Origin of the sequence: Pseudomonas sp. NMI760_13 (genome assembly GCF_021283245.1) — a bacterium.
Taxonomy (GTDB): Bacteria; Pseudomonadota; Gammaproteobacteria; order Pseudomonadales; family Pseudomonadaceae; genus Aquipseudomonas; species Aquipseudomonas peradeniyensis.
This window is the reverse complement of sequence record NZ_JAJSRC010000008.1, coordinates 46,888-65,726: the sequence shown is the minus strand read 5'-3', so window position 1 is coordinate 65,726 and position 18,839 is coordinate 46,888. Positions and strand designations below refer to the sequence as shown.

Below are 18,839 nucleotides of genomic sequence, written 5' to 3'. Positions count from 1 at the left end.
GAATTCGGGGGAGGGCGGGCGGCGCGCTGGGGAGGGACGCGCCGCCCGGCCGGGTTTACCAGCAGATACCTTCGGTGCGGCTGGTGGCGCAGGTCGGCTTGCTCATGAAGCCGACCAGGTCGATCACCTGCTTGCCTTCCGGTGCCTGCTGGGCCAGGGCGCGGAACTGCTCGTCACGGTTGCCCAGGATGATGATCTCGGCGTTGTCCACCACCTGCTCGAAGTTGGCGTTGAGCAAGGAGGAGACGTGGGGGATCTTCGACTCGATGTAGTCCTTGTTGGCGCCGTGGACACGGGCGTACTCGACGTTCTGGTCGTAGATGTCGAGCTGGTAGCCCTTGCCGATCAGGCGTTCGGCCAGCTCCACCAGCGGGCTTTCGCGCAGGTCGTCGGTGCCGGCCTTGAACGAAAGGCCGAGCAGGGCGACCTTGCGCTTGTCGTGGCTCTCGATGATGTCGAAGGCGTTCTGCACCTGGGATTCGTTGCTGCGCATCAGCGAGTCGAGCAGCGGCGCGCGCACGTCGAGGCTGGCGGCGCGGTAGGTGAGGGCGCGCACGTCCTTGGGCAGGCACGAGCCACCGAAGGCGAAGCCCGGGCGCATGTAGTACTGCGACAGGTTCAGCGCCTTGTCCTGGCAGACCACGTCCATCACCTCGCGACCATCGACGCCGACGGCCTTGGCGATGTTGCCGATCTCGTTGGCGAAGGTGACCTTGGTCGCGTGCCAGACGTTGCAGGTGTACTTGATCATCTCGGCCACTTCGACCGGCTTGCGGATGATCGGCGCGTCGAGCTCTTCGTACAGGGCCTGCAGCACGTCGCCGCTGGCGCTGTCCAGTTCGCCGATGACGGTCATCGGTGGCTGGTCATAGTCCTTGATCGCGGTGCTTTCGCGCAGGAACTCAGGGTTGACCGCGACGCCGAAGTCGACGCCGGCCTTCTTGCCCGAGCAGTCTTCCAGAATCGGAATGACCACGTTCTTCACGGTGCCCGGCAGCACGGTGCTGCGCACCACCACGGTGTGACGGCTGGCCTTGTCGCGCAGCACGTAGCCGATCTCGCGGCACACCGACTCGATGTACTCCAGGCCCAGGTCGCCGTTCTTCTTGCTCGGCGTGCCGACGCAGATCATCGACACGTCGCTGGCGCGGATGGCCTCGGCGAAGTCGGTGGTGCCGCGCAGACGGCCATTGGCGATGCCTTGCTGCAGCAGCTCTTCCAGGCCCGGTTCGACGATGGGCGACTTGCCCTTGTTGATCAGGTCGATCTTGGTGCTGGACACGTCCACACCAATCACTTCGTGGCCTCGTGCCGACAGGCAACCTGCACAGACTGCACCCACATAACCCAAACCAAAGATGCTGATACGCATCGCATTCACCTCGTGTGTTTATCACGCCAGCCCTTCAGCGAAGAGCCGACCGGGTTGATTGACCAGCAGTTTTCGGGCGCACGGATCCATGGCGAATTGACACTTCACCGAACGCAGGCATGAATAAATCCGGAGCGCAAAAAGTTATGCACTCAAAGTTGGCAGTCAAAGGCCAGTATTAAAAAGGCGTGCCCTGAAATGCAGCCGTCTTTATTGCAATTCACCGTTGGTGAAGTGCTGTGCTTGTTTTTTCAAGTGGATAAATCCTTTGAAATCAACCACTAGGACGAATTTTAGGGGCGCTTGTCTCCTGCATGGATCATGGCTTTTGGCACTTCCTGTACCGCCGTTGAAGTTTTCGGGCCGGCTGAGAATGGCGGCCCTTTGTCATCTGTAAGTCATCTCTCACGCCGGGCGCTTGAAACTCGTTACGGGTGCTATGAGCCATCTCCCTTGGCAGAAGTTCCGGGGGCGGTTTCGTCACGATGAAAGATTTCTAAATATTTTTTCAGAGGGAAATACTTTCAATCTGATAGCACGCGGCAGTTTCGTCCCCGTATATAAAGGGCGAAATCGCAGGGGGATGGTTTTAGGCCAGCATGCGAAAATTTTTTTCAATTTTCGTCAAAAAACTACGAACGGTCTTATGGCGTTTTGCAATAAGGATAGGGTGGTTGGTTTTTTGGCGTCTGTTATTTGGCGAATTCGAGGGTGAAAGCGTGCCCCGTTGCAGGGCAAGGGTGGGATGGGGCTGCTTCGCAGCCCTTTCGCGGCACAAGGCCGCTCCTACAGAGAACAGCGCGGTCCCTGTAGGAGCGGCCTTGTGCCGCGAAAGGGGCGCAAAGCGCCCCCGGGGCCATCAGCCCTCAGCGTGATCGCGCAGGAACACCAGATGATCCGGCTTCGACTGCTCGGCGCTGTAGTAGTAACCCTGCACATCAAAGCGCTTGAGCTGCTCCGGGTCGCTGATCCGCTCCTGGATCACAAAGCGGCTCATCATCCCGCGGGCCTTCTTGGCGTAGAAGCTGATGATCTTGTACTGGCCGTTCTTCAGGTCCTTGAAGTCGACATTGATCACCCGGGCCTTCAGCGCGCTCTTCTTCACCGCGCTGAAGTATTCGTTGCTGGCCAGGTTCAGCAGCACGTCGTCACCCTGGTCGGCCAGGGCCTGGTTCAGCCATTCGCTGATGCGCGTGTCCCAGAAGGCGTACAGGTCCTTGCCGCGGGCATTGGCCAGCTTGGTGCCCATTTCCAGGCGGTAGGGTTGCATCAGGTCCAGCGGGCGCAGCAGGCCGTACAGGCCCGAGAGCATGCGCAGGTGGTCCTGGGCGTAGCTGAAGTCGTCCTCGCCCAGGCTCTCGGCGTCGAGCCCGGTGTACACGTCGCCCTTGAACGCCAGCAGCGCCTGCTTGGCGTTGGCCGGGGTGAAATCCGGGGTCCAGCTGCCGAAGCGGGCGGCGTTGAGGCCGGCGAGCTTGTCGGAGAGGTGCATCAGCTCGGCGATCTGCGCCGGCGCCAGTTCGCGCAGTTGCACGATCAGTTCCTGGGAGTCGTCCAGGTACTGGGGCAGTGTGTGGCGCTGGGTTACCGGCGGGGTGTCGTAGTCGAGGGTCTTGGCGGGGGAAATCACCGTCAGCATCGGGTCGGCTCCTGGAATCGTCGGGCGAATTCTACGGGGCCGCTGGCACAACGCCAAACTATGGCGACGATAGTCACCGAACATCGCCACATTAAACCGCGGGCGGTCGCGCTATAGTGCGCGCCATGCCTTCAAGGAGATTGCTCATCGTGCGTATCGCGTTTGCCCTGTTCGCCGGGCTGCTCAGCCTGGGCGCGCAGGCGGCCCCGGCGGATTTCGTCAGTTTCGACCGTGAGCTGTGGCCCGAGCAGTTGGACAGCCCGACGCTGTTCGACGTGGCGTCGCGGGCGGAGATCCTGTCGTTCGCCCGGGTGCTGCACGAAAGCGAGATGCTCGACGAGCAGGCGCTCAAGACCCGGCTCGGCTTGCGCCAGATCAACCTGCCCGTCGTGCGGGCCGTACGGGCACGTCTGTGGCAGCGCCTGTGGACAAGTTATCAACAGGCGCAGAAGAGTTGCGAGCAGGATGCCTCGTTCTGCTATCCGGTCGAGTCCATGGCCGATCTACGCACGCAGTCTGCTGTTTTCGCCGAGGATGTAGGCACGTTCTATACTGGATGGGTCGAGCCCAGTCATCAGTTCCACACTCGATACCTGGATGAACAGTTGCGCAAGGCCGCGCTGTTCCCGCAGACCACCAGCGAGGTGGCCAAGCTGTCCAACCGCGAGCGCAATGGCGAGGAGCTCAACGACCGGATGTTCCTCCTGACCTTCGTCGGCGGCCCGGGGCCGCAGGGCGGCAGCACCGATGCGGTGGCTGACTACCTGCGGCGGCAGAAGCTCGACGGGATTTTCTTCGTGCTCGGCAATCGCCTGCAGCAACGGCGCGACGCCGGCCCGGTGAATGAGCTGTATGCCGGCCAGTGCGTGGGTATCCAGGGTTGGGAGTACCGCTCCCACGCCCAGTGGCAGGACTGGCAGGACTCGCTGCGGCGCAGCCAGGCGCGGGTCCAGGCCGACCTGGCGGAGCAGTATGTGCCGTTGTTCCGTCCGCCCTACGGTCAGCGCCGCGCCGATGGCGAGGCATTCATGGACCGCCAGCAGTTGCGGGTATCGTTGTGGGACATCGACGCCCAGGATGACGGACCGCTGACCGCCGAAGCCTCGGCACAGCGGGTGCTGACGCTGATGCTGCTGTGGCGCAAGGGGGTGATCCAGTTCCGCGACAATCAGCCCAAGACGCAGCCGGCGCTGGAGTGGCTGTTGCAGCATACGGCCCAGAGCGGGATCGGCTGGGAGGATTGCCGGGAGTACGCCCGGCGGGAATAAAGGAGAGCGGGCGGCTCAGTGCGCCAAGGCGCCACATTGCGCCTCTCGCTGCATCGACTCCAGGTTGCGTTCGATCGTCTCGCAGATCGTGTCCATCGGGATCTGGTGCTCGCTGAGGCGGAACGGGCTCTGCAAGTCCGTGCCGATCCGCTCGATGGCCAGCAGCATGAAGCCGACCACCGTCGAGGCCAGCGGCGTGAACCAGCCCAGCGACTCCACCAGCCCCACCGGCACGATCAGGCAGAACAGCGTGATGAAAAGCCGCGGGAAGTACACATAAGGGTAGGGCAGCGGCGTATTGGCGATCCGCTCCATCCCGCCCTGGGCGTTGGACATGTCCACCAGGGTCGATTCCAGCCGCGCCAGGCGAATGCTGTCCAGTCGCCCGGCCTGGTACTCCTGGGCCAGCAAGGCCGCTGAACCGCCGAGGATGTCGTTGGCGAAATTGTTCGAACGATTGCGCCGCTCGAACTCCCCGGGCGGTATGAAGGCCATCAGCTCATCCGGGCACTGCTCGCCCTTGAGGTGCGCCGCCAGGCAGTTCACATAGGCGATATGCCGGCGCAGCAAGGTCGCCTTCACCGGGTTCGGCCCGTCGGCCGGATCGTCGACCAGCGTCAGCACCTGCCGGGCAAAGCTGCGCGAACTGTTCACCAGCGCGCCCCACAGCGTGCGCGCCTCCCACCAGCGGTTGTAGGCGCTGCTGTTGCGAAAGCTCACCAGCACCACCAGCGCCGAGCCCAGCAGGGTGAGCGGGATCAGCGGCAGGCTGAACTTGCTGTTGAAGAACAGCATGAAGTCGATGGTGACCAGCACGTCCCAGATCAGCAGCCAGAACAGCGACCAGCCGATGTAGCCGAAGGTCTTGACCACCAGGCGGTATTTGCGGGCGAGGAGGGCTTTCACGTGGGGGAACCTCGATGCGGGGGATGCAGGTTCCGACGTCGCGGGAAGGGCAAGGTTCGGTGGGATTTGACGCAGGGTGTTACGTGGTTTTTCTGGTCGGCAGTAAAGAAGAGGCCTACAGCAAGCGGTAAAGCTTCCCTCAGGGCTATGGTTTAGGCTCGTCACACATTCACATTGCGAGGTAGTCGAGCATGGCCAGTGAACTGACGCCATTCAATATTGCGGATCTACTGGATTCCGAGGCAGCGATTCAGGAATACCTGTTACAGGTAGCGGCCGAAGGTGACGCTGATGAAATCATTCGAGCACAGTCCCATGTCCAGGCCGCGCGCTTGCGCAATACAGAAGGCTAGTCCAGCCAGATCCCCTGTCACCCGGCGCTTTGTGCTGCGCTGTCGCATGATGAGCAGAGTCGCAAGCATCGCCAGCGTGGGTGCGGGCTTGCCCCGCGATGGGCTGCAACGCAGCCCCAACCCAGGCCACACCGCACACACGTAAATCACCTCAACCTCAGCTCAACACCTGCTTCATCTGCACCAGCGCGATCCGGCTTCCATCCGGTGCCTGTCGCTCCTCGATCCCGAACGGCACAAAACCGAGCTGTGGATAAAGCAGCAGCCCTGCGGTGTTGTGATTGAAACACGACACCCAGACCTCCCGCGCCGCGAAATCTTCGCGAGCCAGAGCGATCATGCATTGCACAAGGTAGCGCGCCACACCCTGGCCTCGCGCGGTCGGGGCCACCACCACATTACCCAGCGCGCAGACACCGTCATATTCAGCCTTATAGAAATTAGCGAAGCCAACGATCGCCCCGTCAGCCTCGATCACCGTCGAACCGCTGCGCTGGGCGATGGCTTCGCTTAGTTGTGCGGGTGTAAGCGGGTGAGTTGCTTTGGGGAACATATAGAAGAGTTCGTCCGCGCTTTGAGGGAAGCTACAGAGCGTGGCGATGTCGGCAGGTTGGACAGGGCGATGGCTTAGTGGCACGGGGAATGTTCCGATGGGGCTAGAAGCTACTTACCCTGTGCGGCCGGTAACATGAAGTCAATGCTGTGGCTCTACAGTAAATTGCACCAAGTGTGATTTTCTGTGCAGTCAGGAGAGTCGCCAAAGGCTTGGCTAGGTTTGGGAAATGGACTGCAGGGAGTGGGAAAAGCCTTAAAGTACTGGGCTTGAAACGAGCTCGAAGTCCGCCAGGCTTGCACGTTTTTTGTAGGAGCGGCCTTGTGCCGCGAAAGGGCTGCGCAGCAGGTCCAGGATCTCGGGCATGGCGCAAAACGTCGGGGCTGTGTTGCAGCCCTTTCGCGGCACAAGGCCGCTCCTACAGGGATCGCGCAGGTAGAGGCATAGGCTAATCGACAGGCACAAAAAAACCGACCATAAGGTCGGTTTCTTCTGGATCTTGGTGCCCCGAGGGAGACTCGAACTCCCACTCCTTTCGAAAACGGATTTTGAATCCGCCGCGTCTACCAATTCCGCCATCAGGGCTTGTGGCGCCGCAGTATAGAGAGGTGCCTTGGGTCGGTCAATCGGCTTTCATGGTCAATTTTCACGCATTGGGCTAAACTTTGCGGCCCTGTCGAACCGAACATCATCATGCGCGTCGCCGATTTTTCTTTCGAACTCCCCGATTCCCTGATCGCCCGCCATCCGCTGGCCGAGCGCCATGGCAGCCGCCTGCTGGTGCTCGATGGCCCCAGCGGCACGCTGGCCCACAAGCAGTTCACCGACCTGCTCGAGTACCTGCGCCCGGGCGACCTGATGGTGTTCAACAACACCCGGGTGATCCCGGCGCGCCTGTTCGGCCAGAAAGCCTCCGGCGGCAAGCTGGAAGTGCTGGTCGAGCGCGTGCTCGACAGCCACCGCGTGCTGGCCCACGTGCGCGCCAGCAAGGCGCCTAAGGAAGGCGCGCAGATCCTCATCGACGGCGGTGGCGAGGCCGAGATGGTGGCCCGTCACGACACGCTGTTCGAACTGCGCTTCAGCGAAGAGGTGCTGCCGCTGCTCGAGCGCGTCGGCCACATGCCGCTGCCGCCGTACATCGACCGTCCCGACGAGGGCGCCGACCGTGAGCGCTACCAGACCGTCTACGCTGAGCGCGCCGGCGCCGTGGCCGCGCCCACCGCCGGCCTGCATTTCGACGAAGCGCTGCTGGCGAAGATCGCCGCCAAGGGCGTCGAGCGCGCCTTCGTCACCCTGCATGTGGGCGCCGGCACCTTCCAGCCGGTGCGGGTCGACAAGATCGAAGACCACACCATGCATAAAGAGTGGCTCGAAGTGAGCCAGGACGTGGTCGACGCCGTCGCCGCGTGCCGCGCCCGTGGCGGCCGGGTGATCGCCGTGGGCACCACCAGCGTGCGTTCGCTGGAGAGCGCGGCGCGCGATGGCGAGCTCAAGGCCTTCAGCGGCGACACCGATATCTTCATCTTCCCGGGCCGACCGTTCCATGTGGTCGATTGCCTGGTCACCAACTTCCACCTGCCGGAGTCCACGCTGCTGATGCTGGTCTCGGCCTTCGCCGGTTACCCCGAGACCATGGCCGCCTACGCGGCGGCGGTCGAGAACGGGTACCGCTTCTTCAGTTACGGTGATGCCATGTTCATCACCCGCAATCCGGCGCCACGCGGCCCAGAGGATCAAGCATGAGTCGCACCTGTCGAATGTCGTTCGAACTGCTGGCCACCGACGGCAAGGCCCGTCGTGGCCGGCTGACCTTCCCCCGTGGCACCGTCGAGACCCCGGCCTTCATGCCGGTGGGCACTTACGGCACGGTCAAGGGCATGCTGCCGCGTGACATCGAGGCCATTGGCGCCGAGATCATCCTTGGCAACACCTTCCACCTGTGGCTGCGCCCGGGTACCGAGGTCATCAAGAAACACAACGGCCTGCACGACTTCATGCAATGGAAAGGCCCTATCCTCACTGATTCCGGTGGTTTCCAGGTGTTCAGCCTGGGCGCCATGCGCAAGATCAAGGAGGAAGGCGTGACCTTCGCATCGCCAGTGGACGGTTCCAAGGTGTTCATGGGCCCCGAGGAGTCCATGCAGGTCCAGCGCGACCTGGGCTCGGACATCGTGATGATCTTCGACGAGTGCACCCCGTACCCGGCCGAGCACGACGTGGCGCGCACCTCCATGGAGCTTTCGCTGCGCTGGGCCCAGCGCTCGAAGAACGCCCACGGCGACAACACCGCGGCGCTGTTCGGCATCGTCCAGGGCGGCATGTACCAGGACCTGCGCATGCGCTCGCTGGAAGCGCTGGTCAACATCGACTTCGATGGCCTGGCCATCGGCGGCCTGTCGGTGGGCGAGCCCAAGCACGAGATGATCAAGGTGCTGGACTACCTGCCGGCGCAAATGCCTGCTGACAAACCTCGTTACCTTATGGGGGTAGGCAAGCCGGAAGATCTTGTAGAGGGTGTGCGCCGCGGCGTCGACATGTTCGACTGCGTGATGCCCACGCGCAATGCGCGCAACGGCCATCTGTTCGTCGACACCGGGGTGATCAAGATCCGCAACGCGTTCCATCGCCATGATGAATCGCCGCTGGATCCGACCTGCGATTGCTATACCTGCACCAACTTCTCCCGCGCTTATCTGCATCACCTGGACAAGTGCGGCGAAATGTTGAGCAGCATGCTGAATACCATCCACAACTTGCGCCATTACCAGCGCTTGATGGCCGGTTTACGCGAGGCTATTCAACAGGGTAAATTGGCCGCCTTTGTCGACGCCTTCTACGCCAAGCGCGGGCTTCCTGTGCCGCCCTTGGACTGACTGTTCGCATCCATTATTAGAAAACATTCATTAGGAGTGCCCAATGAGCTTCTTGATTCCCGCCGCCTACGCGGACGCAGCAGCCCCAGCCGCCGGCCCAGCCGGTACCGGTTTCGAGTGGATCTTCCTGGTCGGTTTCCTGGTCATCTTCTACCTGATGATCTGGCGCCCGCAGGCCAAACGTGCCAAAGAGCAGAAAAACCTGCTGAGCAACCTGCAAAAAGGTGACGAAGTGGTCACCAACGGCGGCATTGCCGGCAAGATCGTCAAGGTCGCCGACGACTTCGTGGTCCTGGAAGTGTCCGACAACGTCGAACTGAAGTTCCAGAAGGGCGCCATTGCCGCGACCCTGCCGAAAGGTACGCTCAAGGCTATCTGAGTTACCGGTTTCATTTTTCCAGTCGGGGCGCGCAAAGCGCCCCGCGTCTTGAACGGGCGGCGTGATGCTGAACAAATACCCTCTGTGGAAATACCTGCTGATCGTGGTGGTACTGGCGGTCGGCTTCATTTATTCCGCACCCAACCTCTACCCGGATGATCCGGCGGTGCAGATCAGCGGCGCCAGTTCCGCCCTGCATGTCAGCCAGGCCGACCTCGATCGCGTGACCAAGGCGCTGACCGATGCCGGCATCGCCGTCAAAGGCAGCAACCTGGGCGAGAAGGGCAGTGCGCTGGTGCGCCTGACCAACCAGGAAGCACAGCTGCCAGCCAAGGATGTGGCGCGCAAGGCCCTCGGCGACGACTATGTCGTGGCCCTGAACCTGGCCCAGACCACCCCGCAGTGGCTGCGCAACCTGGGTGCCAGCCCGATGAAGCTGGGCCTGGACCTGTCCGGTGGTGTGCACTTCCTGCTGGAAGTGGACATGGACAAGGCCATGACCGCTCGCATGAAAGTCTACGAAGGCGAGGTCAAGACCTTGCTGCGCAAAGAGCGCGTCCGCTACCGCAGCCTGCCCCAGCAGGACGGCGGCATCATGCTGGGCTTCGCCGACGATGCTACCCGCGAACAGGCCCGCAGCCTGATCCGCAAGAATTTCAATGACTTCGACCTGACCACCACCGAGCGCAACGAGCTCGCCGTGCTGCGTCTGGCGCTGACCCAGGCGAAAGTCGCCGAGATCCGCGAATACTCGATCAAGCAGAACCTGACCACCGTGCGCAACCGGGTCAACGAGCTGGGTGTGGCCGAGCCGCTGGTCCAGCGCCAGGGCGCCAACCGCATCGTGGTCGAGCTGCCGGGCGTGCAGGACACCGCCGAAGCCAAGCGTATCCTCGGCAAGACCGCCAACCTGGAGTTCCGCTTCGGCGCCGAGCCGGGTGCGTCCAAGGCTACCACCGAGGTGTTCGAGTTCCGCGAAGGCGGCCGCTCCGCCCCGGTCGAGCGCGGCCTGATCATCACCGGTGACCAGGTCACCGACGCCCAGGCCAGCTTCGACGAGCACGGTCGCCCGCAGGTGAACATCCGCCTCGACGGCCACGGTGGCGAGCTGATGAGCCGCGCCACCCGCACCAACGTCGGGCGCAGCATGGCGGTGATCTTCATCGAGCAGAAGCCGGTCACCCGCTACCAGAAGCAGATGGTCGATGGCGTCGAGAAAGAAGTCGCGGTGCAGACCTTCCAGGAAGAGAAGAAGATCATCAGCCTGGCGACCATCCAGTCGCCGCTGGGCAGCCAGTTCCGCATCACCGGCCTGAACGGCCAGGGCGAGTCGTCCGAGCTGGCCCTGCTGCTGCGTGCCGGTGGTCTGGCCGCGCCGATGTACTTCGCCGAAGAACGTACTATCGGCCCAAGCCTGGGTGCCGACAACATCACCAAGGGTATCGACGCGTCCCTGTGGGGCATGCTGTTCGTCTCGCTGTTCATCATCGCCATCTACCGCGCCTTCGGTGTGCTGGCGACCATCGCCCTGGCGGGCAACATGGTGCTGCTGCTGGCGTTGATGTCGCTGCTGGGCGCCACCCTGACCCTGCCAGGTATCGCTGGTATCGTGCTGACCATGGGCATGGCGGTGGACGCCAACGTGCTGATCTTCTCGCGTATCCGCGAAGAGATCGCCGCCGGCATGTCGGTGCAGCGCGCCATCCACGAAGGTTTCAACCGCGCCTACTCGGCGATCGTCGACGCCAACCTGACCACTCTGCTGGTCGGCGGCATCCTGTTCGCCATGGGTACCGGCCCGGTCAAGGGCTTCGCGGTCACCATGTCCCTCGGGATTTTCACCTCGATGTTCACCGCCGTCATGGTGACCCGCGCACTGGTCAACCTGACCTGCGGCGGGCGTGACATCAAGAAGCTGTGGGTTTGAGGGAGCTGCGATGAAAACCATCAACTTCATGGGCGTGCGCAATGTCGCGTTCGCCATCACCGTGCTCCTCACCGTGCTGGCGCTGTTCAGCTGGTGGCACAAGGGTCTGAACTTCGGCCTGGACTTCACCGGTGGCACGCTGATCGAGCTCACCTACGAGCGTCCGGCGGACCTGGAAAAGGTCCGTACCGAACTGGTCGGTTCCGGCTTCCACGACGCCGTGGTGCAGAGCTTCGGCGCCACTACCGACCTGCTGGTGCGCATGCCGGGCGATGACCCGCAGCTGGGCAACCGCGTGGCCGAGGCGCTGCAGAAGATCGGCGGCGACAACCCGGCCACGGTCAAGCGCGTTGAGTTCGTTGGCCCGCAGGTGGGCGAGGAGCTGCGTGACCAGGGCGGCCTCGGCATGCTCCTGGCCCTGGGCGGCATCCTCATCTACCTGGCCTTCCGCTTCCAGTGGAAGTTCGCCGTGGGCGCGATCATCTCGCTGATCCACGACGTGGTGGTCACCCTGGGCATCCTGTCGTTCTTCCAGATCACCTTCGACCTGACGGTGCTGGCGGCGGTGCTGGCGATCATCGGCTACTCGCTCAACGACACCATCGTCGTGTTCGACCGGGTGCGCGAGAACTTCCGCGTGCTGCGCAAGGCCTCGCTGATCGAGAACATCAACATCTCGACCACCCAGACCCTACTGCGGACCGTCGCCACCTCGGTGTCGACCTTGCTGGCCATCGCGGCGCTGCTGTTTTTCGGCGGCGACAACCTGTTCGGCTTCTCCCTGGCGCTGTTCATCGGTGTCATGGCGGGTACCTACTCGTCGATCTACATCGCCAACGTGGTGCTGATCTGGCTGAACCTGAGCAGCGAAGACCTGATCCCGCCGGTCAAGACCGAGGGTGTGGACGAGCGTCCGTAAGGCTTGTTCCGCGCCATTTGGCGTAAAGAGAGGCGCGAGTGTTGAACTCGCGCCTTTTTTTTTGCTCCAAGGCAAGGAGAAGGCGGGCCGGAGCCCGCGGGTACGATCAGGAGGTTCACGTGAACAAATCAATGCTGGTGGGTGCGGTTCTGGGTGCTGTCGGTGTGACTGCCGGAGGTGCTGTGGCGACCTACAGCTTGGTGAACAAAGGGCCTGAGTACGCCCAGGTCACCGACGTGCAGCCGATCAAGCAGCAAGTGAAGACGCCGCGTGAGGTCTGCAAGGATGTCACCGTGACGCGCCAGGCGCCGGTCAAGGACCAGCACCAGATTGCCGGTACGGTGGTCGGTGCCATCGCTGGTGGCCTGCTGGGCAACCAGATTGGCGGCGGTACCGGCAAGAAGATCGCCACCGTGGCCGGTGCGGTCGGTGGCGGCTATGCCGGCAACAAGGTGCAGGAAGGCATGCAGGAGCGTGATACCTACACCACCACGCAAACCCGCTGCAACACGGTCAATGACATCAGCGACAAGGTGGTGGGTTACAACGTGACCTATTCCATCGGTGACCAGGTGGGCAAGGTGAAGATGGATCACGAGCCGGGCTCGACCATCCCGCTGGACAAGAATGGCAAGTTGGTCCTGGGGCAGAACCAGCCGGGGCAGTAAGCGGCAAGTGCCCCCCCCCTGTAGGAGCGGCCTTGTGCCGCGAAAGGGGCGCGAAGCGGCCCCGGGATCTTCGGCATATATCAAGATTGCCGGGGCTGCTTCGCAGCCCTTTCGCGGCACAAGGCCGCTCCTGCAGGTCATCGTGCAGGCACAAAAAAAGCACCTCGAGAGGTGCTTTTTTTTGTGCTCGGCAATCGGCGCTTAGCGCTTCATGTGCTCCGGCAGGTGCGGCTGGATAGCAGTCAGCACAGCCTTGAAGCACTTGATGTTGCCCGCGACGATGTGGCCCTTCTCGAGGAAGTCGTGGCCACCGTTGAAGTCGCTCACCAGGCCACCGGCTTCCTGGATCAGCAGTACGCCTGCGGCCATGTCCCACTCGGACAGGCCCGACTCCCAGAAGGCGTCGAAGCGGCCAGCGGCTACATAAGCGAGGTCCAGGCTGGCGGAGCCGGCACGGCGGATGCCGGCGGTCTGGCCGGTCAGGGCGCGGAACATGCCCAGGTAGTTGTCCAGGTCGGCCATCTGGTTGTCACGGAACGGGAAGCCGGTACCCAGCAGCGCGCCTTCCAGGCTGGTGCGCGAGCTGACGCGCAGGCGGCGGCCGTTGATCTGGGCGCCACGGCCACGGCTGGCGGTGAATTCTTCCTGGCGAACCGGGTCGACGATCACGGCGTGCTCGAGGCGACCGCGGTATTTACAGGCGATGCTGACGGCGAAGTGCGGAATGCCGCGCAGGAAGTTGGTGGTGCCGTCCAGCGGATCGATGATCCACAGGTAATCCTTGCCTTCTTCACCGCTGCCTGCATGCAGGCCGGTCTCTTCGCCCTGGATCGAGTGGTTCGGGTAGGCCTTGCGCAGGGCCTCGACGATGACCTTCTCGGCGGCGCGATCAACCTCGGACACGTAGTCCTTGGACTGCTTTTCGTCGACTTTGATGCTATCCAGGCGTTCGATGGAGCGGAAAATCAGTTCACTGGCGCTGCGAGCGGCGCGCAGGGCGATATTCAGCATAGGCTGCATGGGAAGGTCACCTGGAGATGTTAAAGAGGAAAGCCGATCATTCTAGCAGAAATCTTTGACGACAGAAGTGTCACATTTGCTTTCATGGCGTTACGCTGGTCGGTTCTGTAAGATCGAACCCTCCTGTTTCCGCATCCGAGAGCACGACACCTTGCTGCAAAATATTCGTGTTGTTCTGGTCAATACCAGCCACCCCGGCAACATCGGCGGCGCTGCGCGTGCCATGAAAAACATGGGCCTGTCGCGCCTGGTGCTGGTGCAGCCAAAAGAGTTTCCGGCCGCGGACGCCAGCGCCCGCGCCTCGGGCGCCGACGACGTGCTGGACAACGCCCAGGTGGTCGACAGCCTCGAGCAGGCGCTGGTCGGCTGCAGCCTGGTCATGGGCACCAGCGCCCGTGAGCGCAGCATCCCCTGGCCGTTGATCGACCCGCGCGAGTGCGGGGCGAAGGCCGTGGCCCAGGCCATGGGCGGCGAAGAGATCGCCCTGGTGTTCGGGCGCGAGCACGCCGGCCTGACCAACGAAGAACTGCAGCGATGTCACTTCCACGTGCACATTCCCTCGAACCCCGACTTCAGCTCGCTGAATCTGGCCGCCGCCGTCCAGGTGCTCTCCTATGAGGTGCGCATGGCCTGGCTGGCAGGGCAGGGCGCGGCGGCGAAGGTCGAGAAGGTCGAAGCCAGCGAGCTGGCGACCATGGACGAAATGGAGCTGTTCTACGACCACCTGGAAAAGACCCTGGTGGACATCGGCTTCCTCGATCCCGAGAAACCCAAGCACTTGATGGCGCGCCTGCGCCGGCTGTATGGGCGAAGCTCGGTCGAGCGTCCGGAAATGAGCATTTTGCGCGGCATTCTTACCGAGACCCAGAAGGTCGCACGGGGCGAGCCGCATAAAAGGAAGGACTGACAGATGTTCGAGCGTCTGCGTGAAGATATCCAGAGCGTTTTCCATCGTGACCCGGCGGCGCGCAACGCCTTCGAGGTCCTGACCTGCTACCCGGGGATGCATGCCATCTGGCTGCACCGCCTGGGCAATGCCCTGTGGCGGCGCGATTTCAAATGGCTGGCGCGGCTGGTGTCGAACTTCGGTCGCTGGATGACTGGCATCGAGATCCACCCGGGGGCGACCATCGGCCGGCGTTTCTTTATCGACCACGGCATGGGCATCGTCATCGGCGAGACCGCCGAGATCGGTGACGACGTGACCCTGTACCAGGGCGTCACCCTCGGTGGCACCAGCTGGAACAAGGGCAAGCGTCACCCGACCCTGGAAAACGGCGTGGTGGTCGGTGCCGGGGCCAAGGTGCTGGGCCCGTTCACCGTCGGCGCCGGGGCCAAGATCGGCTCCAATGCCGTGGTCACCAAGGCGGTGCCGGCCGGCGCCACGGCGGTGGGGATTCCGGGACGGATCATCGTCAAGACCGAGGATGACGCCGTCGAGGCCAAGCGCAAGGCCATGGCCGAGAAGATCGGTTTCGACGCCTATGGCGTCAGCGGCGACATGCCCGACCCGGTGGCCCGCGCCATCGGCCAGATGCTCGACCACCTGCAGGCCGTCGACGAGCGCCTGGAGGGGATGTGCGGCGCGCTGACCCGGATGGGCAGTGACTACTGTGCCAAGGAGCTGCCGGCGCTGCCCGACGACGACTTCGCCGCGGCCTGCGCCGAGCTGAAGCAGGGCGACACTCAGTCGCATTGATTGCGCCGGGCCGACACAAGGGGCGTGTGCTTGCGCCCCTTGTCTGCTACACTCGCGCCCGCCTCCCGCATGCATACCCGACTAAAGCACTAGGTCTAATAGTTGACTTAAATGCTCGGGAATCGCATACTCGCACACATCCTGTAACTCCCGTGGTACCCATACGCCATGCGACTGACTACCAAAGGCCGATACGCCGTGACCGCCATGCTTGACCTGGCGTTGCACGCGCAGCATGGGCCGGTGTCTTTGGCCGATATTTCCGAGCGCCAGGGCATCTCCCTCTCTTATCTGGAACAGCTGTTCGCCAAGCTGCGCCGCAGCAGCCTGGTTTCCAGCGTTCGCGGTCCGGGCGGCGGCTACCAGCTGTCGCGGGGCATGGAAACCATCCAGGTGGCCCAGGTCATCGACGCGGTCAACGAATCGGTCGATGCCACCCGTTGCCAGGGCCTGGGGGACTGCCACGCCGGTGATACCTGCCTGACTCACCACCTGTGGTGCGACCTGAGCCAGCAGATCCATGAATTCCTCAGTGGCATCAGCCTGGCCGACCTCGTCATGCGCCGCGAGGTGCAGGAAGTCGCCCAGCGCCAGGACCTGCGCCGTGTCGCAGGCCGAGTTGCCCAGCTGGACAAGATTGAGACGTCCGCCGTCGACTGAAACCGCAGCGACGAGCGACGCCACCGCCTGATAGGAGATACTCAATGAAGTTGCCGATCTACCTCGATTACTCCGCGACCACGCCGGTCGATCCCCGTGTCGCCCAGAAGATGGCCGAGTGCCTGCTGGTCGACGGGAACTTCGGCAACCCGGCCTCGCGCTCCCACGTGTTCGGCTGGAAGGCCGAGGAAGCAGTCGAGAACGGCCGCCGCCAGGTCGCCGAGCTGATCAACGCCGACCCGCGCGAGATCGTCTGGACCAGCGGTGCCACCGAGTCCGACAACCTCGCCCTGAAGGGCGTGGCGCACTTCTATCAGACCAAGGGCAAGCACATCATCACCTCCAAGATCGAGCACAAGGCGGTCCTGGACACCGCTCGCCAGCTCGAGCGTGAAGGTTTCGAAGTCACCTACCTCGAGCCTGGCGAAGACGGCATCGTCACCCCGGCCATGGTCGAGGCTGTCCTGCGCGACGACACCATCCTGGTCTCGCTGATGCACGTGAACAACGAAGTCGGCTCGATCAACGACATCGCCGCCATCGGTGAACTGACCCGTTCGCGTGGCGTGCTGTTCCACGTCGATGCCGCCCAGTCGGCCGGCCGCGTCGAGATCGACCTGCAGAAGCTCAAGGTCGACCTGATGTCGTTCTCCGCGCACAAGGTCTACGGCCCGAAAGGCATCGGCGCGCTGTACGTCAGCCGCAAGCCGCGCGTGCGCCTGGAAGCCATCATTCACGGCGGTGGCCATGAGCGCGGCATGCGTTCGGGCACCCTGCCGACCCACCAGATCGTCGGCATGGGCGAAGCCTTCGCCATCGCCAAGCAGGAAATGGCCACTGAAAACGTGCGCATCAAGGCCCTGAGCGACCGCTTCTTCAAGCAGGTCTCGGACCTCGAGGAGCTGTACGTCAACGGCAGCCAGACCCAGCGCGTGCCGCACAACCTGAACCTGAGCTTCAACTACGTCGAGGGCGAGTCGCTGCTGATGTCGCTGAAGGACATCGCCGTTTCGTCCGGTTCGGCCTGCACCTCCGCTTCGCTCGAGCCGTCCTACGTCCTGCGCGCCCTGGGCCGCAACGACGAACTGGCGCACAGCTCGATCCGCTTCTCCTTCGGCCGCTTCACCACCGAAGAAGAAGTCGACTACGCCGCGCAGGAAGTCTGCAAGGCCGTGAACAAGCTGCGTGAATTGTCGCCGCTGTGGGACATGTACAAAGACGGCGTCGACATCTCCAAGATCGAGTGGGCCGCCCACTAAGCAGTCGCCGGCAAGAGCGGCTCCCTGATGAGGAAGGAATTGCACCATGGCATACAGTGAAAAGGTCATCGACCACTACGAAAACCCACGCAACGTCGGCAAGATGAATGCCGAGGATCCGGATGTCGGTACCGGCATGGTCGGCGCTCCAGCGTGCGGCGACGTGATGCGTCTGCAGATCAAGGTCAACGAGCAAGGCATCATCGAAGACGCCAAGTTCAAGACCTACGGCTGCGGTTCGGCCATCGCCTCCAGCTCCCTCGCCACCGAGTGGATGAAGGGCAAGACCCTGGACGAAGCCGAAACCATCAAGAACACCCAGCTGGCTGAAGAGCTGGCACTGCCGCCGGTCAAGATCCACTGCTCCGTGCTCGCCGAAGATGCCATCAAGGCCGCTGTTCGCGATTACAAGCAGAAGAAAGGCTTGATCTAAGTCGACTGTCGCGAGGTAAGGAGTTCCGATGGCTATCAGCATGACAGAAGCCGCCGCCAACCACATTCGCCGCTCCCTTGACGGGCGCGGCAAGGGTGAGGGCATTCGCCTGGGCGTGCGCACCACCGGCTGCTCGGGCCTGGCCTACGTGCTGGAGTTCGTCGACGAGCTCGCCGCCGAAGACCAGGTGTTCGAGAACCATGGCGTGAAGGTCATCATCGACCCGAAAAGCCTGGTCTACCTCGACGGCACCGAGCTGGACTTCGTCAAGGAAGGGTTGAACGAAGGCTTCAAGTTCAACAACCCCAACGTGCGCGGTGAGTGTGGCTGCGGCGAAAGCTTCAACGTCTGAGGCTGGCCGTGGGTACTCCTTGTCATTTCGCCCTGTTTGAGCTGCAACCCGGTTTTCGCCTGGACCTCGACAAACTGGCTGTTCGCTACCGCGAGCTGGCCCGCGAGGTCCATCCGGACCGTTTCGCCGACGCTTCCGAGCGCGAGCAGCGCGTAGCCCTGGAAAAGTCGGCGGCCCTCAACGACGCCTACCAGACCTTGCGCAGCGCGCCGCGCCGGGCCCGCTACCTGCTGGCCATCGGCGGCCACGAGGTGCCCCAGGAAGTCACCGTGCACGACCCGGACTTCCTGTTGCAGCAGATGCAGTGGCGCGAAGAGCTCGAAGAGCTGCAGGACGAAGCCGACCTCGACGGCGTCGCCGTGTTCAAGAAGCGCCTCAAGGTCGCCCAGGACACGCTGAACGAGGATTTCGCCGCCTGCTGGGATGTTGCTGCAGAGCGTGAGCAGGCCGAGCGCCTGATGCGCCGCATGCAGTTCCTCGACAAGCTCGCCCAAGAAGTGCGCCAACTCGAAGAGCGCCTCGACGATTAACCCCGGCGTTGCCCGTGATGACGCCTAAG

The 18,839-nt window shown here is 62.9% G+C and carries 20 protein-coding genes and 1 tRNA gene; 15 read left to right on the top strand and 6 right to left on the bottom strand.

The window, feature by feature from the left end; all coding sequences use genetic code 11:
- Positions 1-55: 55 nt before the first annotated feature.
- Positions 56-1,372: a nucleotide sugar dehydrogenase gene (locus LU671_RS10960; RefSeq protein ID WP_050704345.1), complete on the bottom strand. Its 1,317-nt coding sequence runs from the start codon at positions 1,370-1,372 to the stop codon at positions 56-58.
- An 859-nt stretch (positions 1,373-2,231) separates the two neighbouring features.
- On the bottom strand, positions 2,232-3,011 hold the full coding sequence (yaaA, locus tag LU671_RS10955) for a peroxide stress protein YaaA (protein ID WP_232855681.1): 780 nt from the start codon (positions 3,009-3,011) through the stop codon (positions 2,232-2,234).
- Positions 3,012-3,160: 149 nt separating this feature from the next.
- Between yaaA and LU671_RS10950 the strand changes: the two genes are divergently transcribed.
- The gene (locus LU671_RS10950; RefSeq protein WP_232855680.1) at positions 3,161-4,279 is read left to right on the top strand and encodes a polysaccharide deacetylase family protein; all 1,119 of its coding nucleotides are present in this window, start codon (positions 3,161-3,163) and stop codon (positions 4,277-4,279) included.
- Between the two features lie 15 nt (positions 4,280-4,294).
- Here LU671_RS10950 and LU671_RS10945 read toward each other — a convergent pair whose 3' ends face one another.
- Positions 4,295-5,185 (bottom strand): bestrophin family protein, encoded by an 891-nt coding sequence (locus LU671_RS10945; RefSeq protein ID WP_232855679.1) that lies wholly within the window; start codon positions 5,183-5,185, stop codon positions 4,295-4,297.
- 191 nt (positions 5,186-5,376) lie between these two features.
- On the opposite strand from LU671_RS10945, the gene LU671_RS10940 reads away from it, so the two are divergent.
- Positions 5,377-5,538 carry a hypothetical protein gene (locus LU671_RS10940; protein WP_232855678.1) on the top strand — a complete coding sequence of 54 codons (162 nt, stop codon included), beginning with the start codon at positions 5,377-5,379 and terminating at the stop codon, positions 5,536-5,538.
- Between the two features lie 157 nt (positions 5,539-5,695).
- Here the strand turns inward: LU671_RS10940 and LU671_RS10935 are convergent, their stop codons facing one another.
- Together LU671_RS10935 and LU671_RS10930 are read right to left on the bottom strand one after the other, a co-directional pair.
- Complete coding sequence (locus LU671_RS10935) at positions 5,696-6,175, bottom strand: GNAT family N-acetyltransferase (protein ID WP_232855677.1); 480 nt, start codon at positions 6,173-6,175, stop codon at positions 5,696-5,698.
- 416 nt (positions 6,176-6,591) lie between these two features.
- Positions 6,592-6,676, bottom strand: a tRNA-Leu gene (locus tag LU671_RS10930).
- A gap of 108 nt (positions 6,677-6,784) precedes the next feature.
- On the opposite strand from LU671_RS10930, the gene queA reads away from it, so the two are divergent.
- The 6 genes from queA (at position 6,785) to LU671_RS10900 (ending at position 12,857) form a co-directional block, all read left to right on the top strand.
- Positions 6,785-7,834, top strand: a complete 1,050-nt coding sequence (gene queA, locus LU671_RS10925; protein WP_203650703.1) for a tRNA preQ1(34) S-adenosylmethionine ribosyltransferase-isomerase QueA — start codon at positions 6,785-6,787, stop codon at positions 7,832-7,834.
- Between the two features lie 14 nt (positions 7,835-7,848).
- Complete coding sequence (gene tgt, locus LU671_RS10920; protein WP_023629281.1) at positions 7,849-8,964, top strand: tRNA guanosine(34) transglycosylase Tgt; 1,116 nt, start codon at positions 7,849-7,851, stop codon at positions 8,962-8,964.
- 43 nt (positions 8,965-9,007) lie between these two features.
- Entirely contained in the window at positions 9,008-9,343 is a 336-nt protein-coding gene (yajC, locus tag LU671_RS10915; protein WP_110735801.1) for a preprotein translocase subunit YajC, read from the top strand.
- A 64-nt stretch (positions 9,344-9,407) separates the two neighbouring features.
- On the top strand, positions 9,408-11,270 hold the full coding sequence (gene secD / locus LU671_RS10910; protein ID WP_203650709.1) for a protein translocase subunit SecD: 1,863 nt from the start codon (positions 9,408-9,410) through the stop codon (positions 11,268-11,270).
- Positions 11,271-11,280: 10 nt separating this feature from the next.
- Positions 11,281-12,189, top strand: coding sequence for a protein translocase subunit SecF (gene secF, locus LU671_RS10905; RefSeq protein ID WP_110735797.1), 909 nt, complete (start codon positions 11,281-11,283; stop codon positions 12,187-12,189).
- Between the two features lie 119 nt (positions 12,190-12,308).
- Positions 12,309-12,857 (top strand): glycine zipper 2TM domain-containing protein, encoded by a 549-nt coding sequence (locus LU671_RS10900; protein ID WP_050704355.1) that lies wholly within the window; start codon positions 12,309-12,311, stop codon positions 12,855-12,857.
- 201 nt (positions 12,858-13,058) lie between these two features.
- Here LU671_RS10900 and suhB read toward each other — a convergent pair whose 3' ends face one another.
- A complete protein-coding gene (gene suhB / locus LU671_RS10895; protein ID WP_110735793.1) occupies positions 13,059-13,877 on the bottom strand; it encodes a type III secretion system regulator SuhB in 819 nt (272 codons plus the stop codon).
- 151 nt (positions 13,878-14,028) lie between these two features.
- On the opposite strand from suhB, the gene trmJ reads away from it, so the two are divergent.
- The 7 genes from trmJ (at position 14,029) to hscB (ending at position 18,810) form a co-directional block, all read left to right on the top strand.
- The gene (gene trmJ, locus LU671_RS10890) at positions 14,029-14,784 is read left to right on the top strand and encodes a tRNA (cytosine(32)/uridine(32)-2'-O)-methyltransferase TrmJ (RefSeq protein WP_203650711.1); all 756 of its coding nucleotides are present in this window, start codon (positions 14,029-14,031) and stop codon (positions 14,782-14,784) included.
- Between the two features lie 3 nt (positions 14,785-14,787).
- Positions 14,788-15,576, top strand: coding sequence for a serine O-acetyltransferase (cysE, locus tag LU671_RS10885; protein WP_028689587.1), 789 nt, complete (start codon positions 14,788-14,790; stop codon positions 15,574-15,576).
- A 168-nt stretch (positions 15,577-15,744) separates the two neighbouring features.
- Positions 15,745-16,236, top strand: a complete 492-nt coding sequence (gene iscR, locus LU671_RS10880; RefSeq protein WP_050704358.1) for a Fe-S cluster assembly transcriptional regulator IscR — start codon at positions 15,745-15,747, stop codon at positions 16,234-16,236.
- 44 nt (positions 16,237-16,280) lie between these two features.
- Entirely contained in the window at positions 16,281-17,495 is a 1,215-nt protein-coding gene (locus LU671_RS10875; RefSeq protein ID WP_232855676.1) for an IscS subfamily cysteine desulfurase, read from the top strand.
- Positions 17,496-17,541: 46 nt separating this feature from the next.
- The gene (gene iscU / locus LU671_RS10870; RefSeq protein ID WP_007929523.1) at positions 17,542-17,928 is read left to right on the top strand and encodes a Fe-S cluster assembly scaffold IscU; all 387 of its coding nucleotides are present in this window, start codon (positions 17,542-17,544) and stop codon (positions 17,926-17,928) included.
- 28 nt (positions 17,929-17,956) lie between these two features.
- Complete coding sequence (gene iscA, locus LU671_RS10865) at positions 17,957-18,280, top strand: iron-sulfur cluster assembly protein IscA (RefSeq protein WP_023630636.1); 324 nt, start codon at positions 17,957-17,959, stop codon at positions 18,278-18,280.
- Positions 18,281-18,288: 8 nt separating this feature from the next.
- Positions 18,289-18,810, top strand: coding sequence for a co-chaperone HscB (gene hscB, locus LU671_RS10860; RefSeq protein WP_110735787.1), 522 nt, complete (start codon positions 18,289-18,291; stop codon positions 18,808-18,810).
- Positions 18,811-18,839 lie beyond the last annotated feature (29 nt).

Excerpts from the sequence above, each read along its gene's own strand:
- iscR (WP_050704358.1), top strand. The coding sequence starts at position 15,745 with ATGCGACTGACTACCAAAGGCCGATACGCCGTGACCGCCATGCTTGAC.
- LU671_RS10875 (WP_232855676.1), top strand. The coding sequence starts at position 16,281 with ATGAAGTTGCCGATCTACCTCGATTACTCCGCGACCACGCCGGTCGAT.
- suhB (WP_110735793.1), bottom strand. The coding sequence starts at position 13,877 with ATGCAGCCTATGCTGAATATCGCCCTGCGCGCCGCTCGCAGCGCCAGT.
- tgt (WP_023629281.1), top strand. The coding sequence starts at position 7,849 with ATGTCGTTCGAACTGCTGGCCACCGACGGCAAGGCCCGTCGTGGCCGG.
- cysE (WP_028689587.1), top strand. The coding sequence starts at position 14,788 with ATGTTCGAGCGTCTGCGTGAAGATATCCAGAGCGTTTTCCATCGTGAC.
- yaaA (WP_232855681.1), bottom strand. The coding sequence starts at position 3,011 with ATGCTGACGGTGATTTCCCCCGCCAAGACCCTCGACTACGACACCCCG.
- queA (WP_203650703.1), top strand. The coding sequence starts at position 6,785 with ATGCGCGTCGCCGATTTTTCTTTCGAACTCCCCGATTCCCTGATCGCC.
- secD (WP_203650709.1), top strand. The coding sequence starts at position 9,408 with ATGCTGAACAAATACCCTCTGTGGAAATACCTGCTGATCGTGGTGGTA.
- LU671_RS10960 (WP_050704345.1), bottom strand. The coding sequence starts at position 1,372 with ATGCGTATCAGCATCTTTGGTTTGGGTTATGTGGGTGCAGTCTGTGCA.
- iscA (WP_023630636.1), top strand. The coding sequence starts at position 17,957 with ATGGCTATCAGCATGACAGAAGCCGCCGCCAACCACATTCGCCGCTCC.
- yajC (WP_110735801.1), top strand. The coding sequence starts at position 9,008 with ATGAGCTTCTTGATTCCCGCCGCCTACGCGGACGCAGCAGCCCCAGCC.
- iscU (WP_007929523.1), top strand. The coding sequence starts at position 17,542 with ATGGCATACAGTGAAAAGGTCATCGACCACTACGAAAACCCACGCAAC.
- secF (WP_110735797.1), top strand. The coding sequence starts at position 11,281 with ATGAAAACCATCAACTTCATGGGCGTGCGCAATGTCGCGTTCGCCATC.
- LU671_RS10940 (WP_232855678.1), top strand. The coding sequence starts at position 5,377 with ATGGCCAGTGAACTGACGCCATTCAATATTGCGGATCTACTGGATTCC.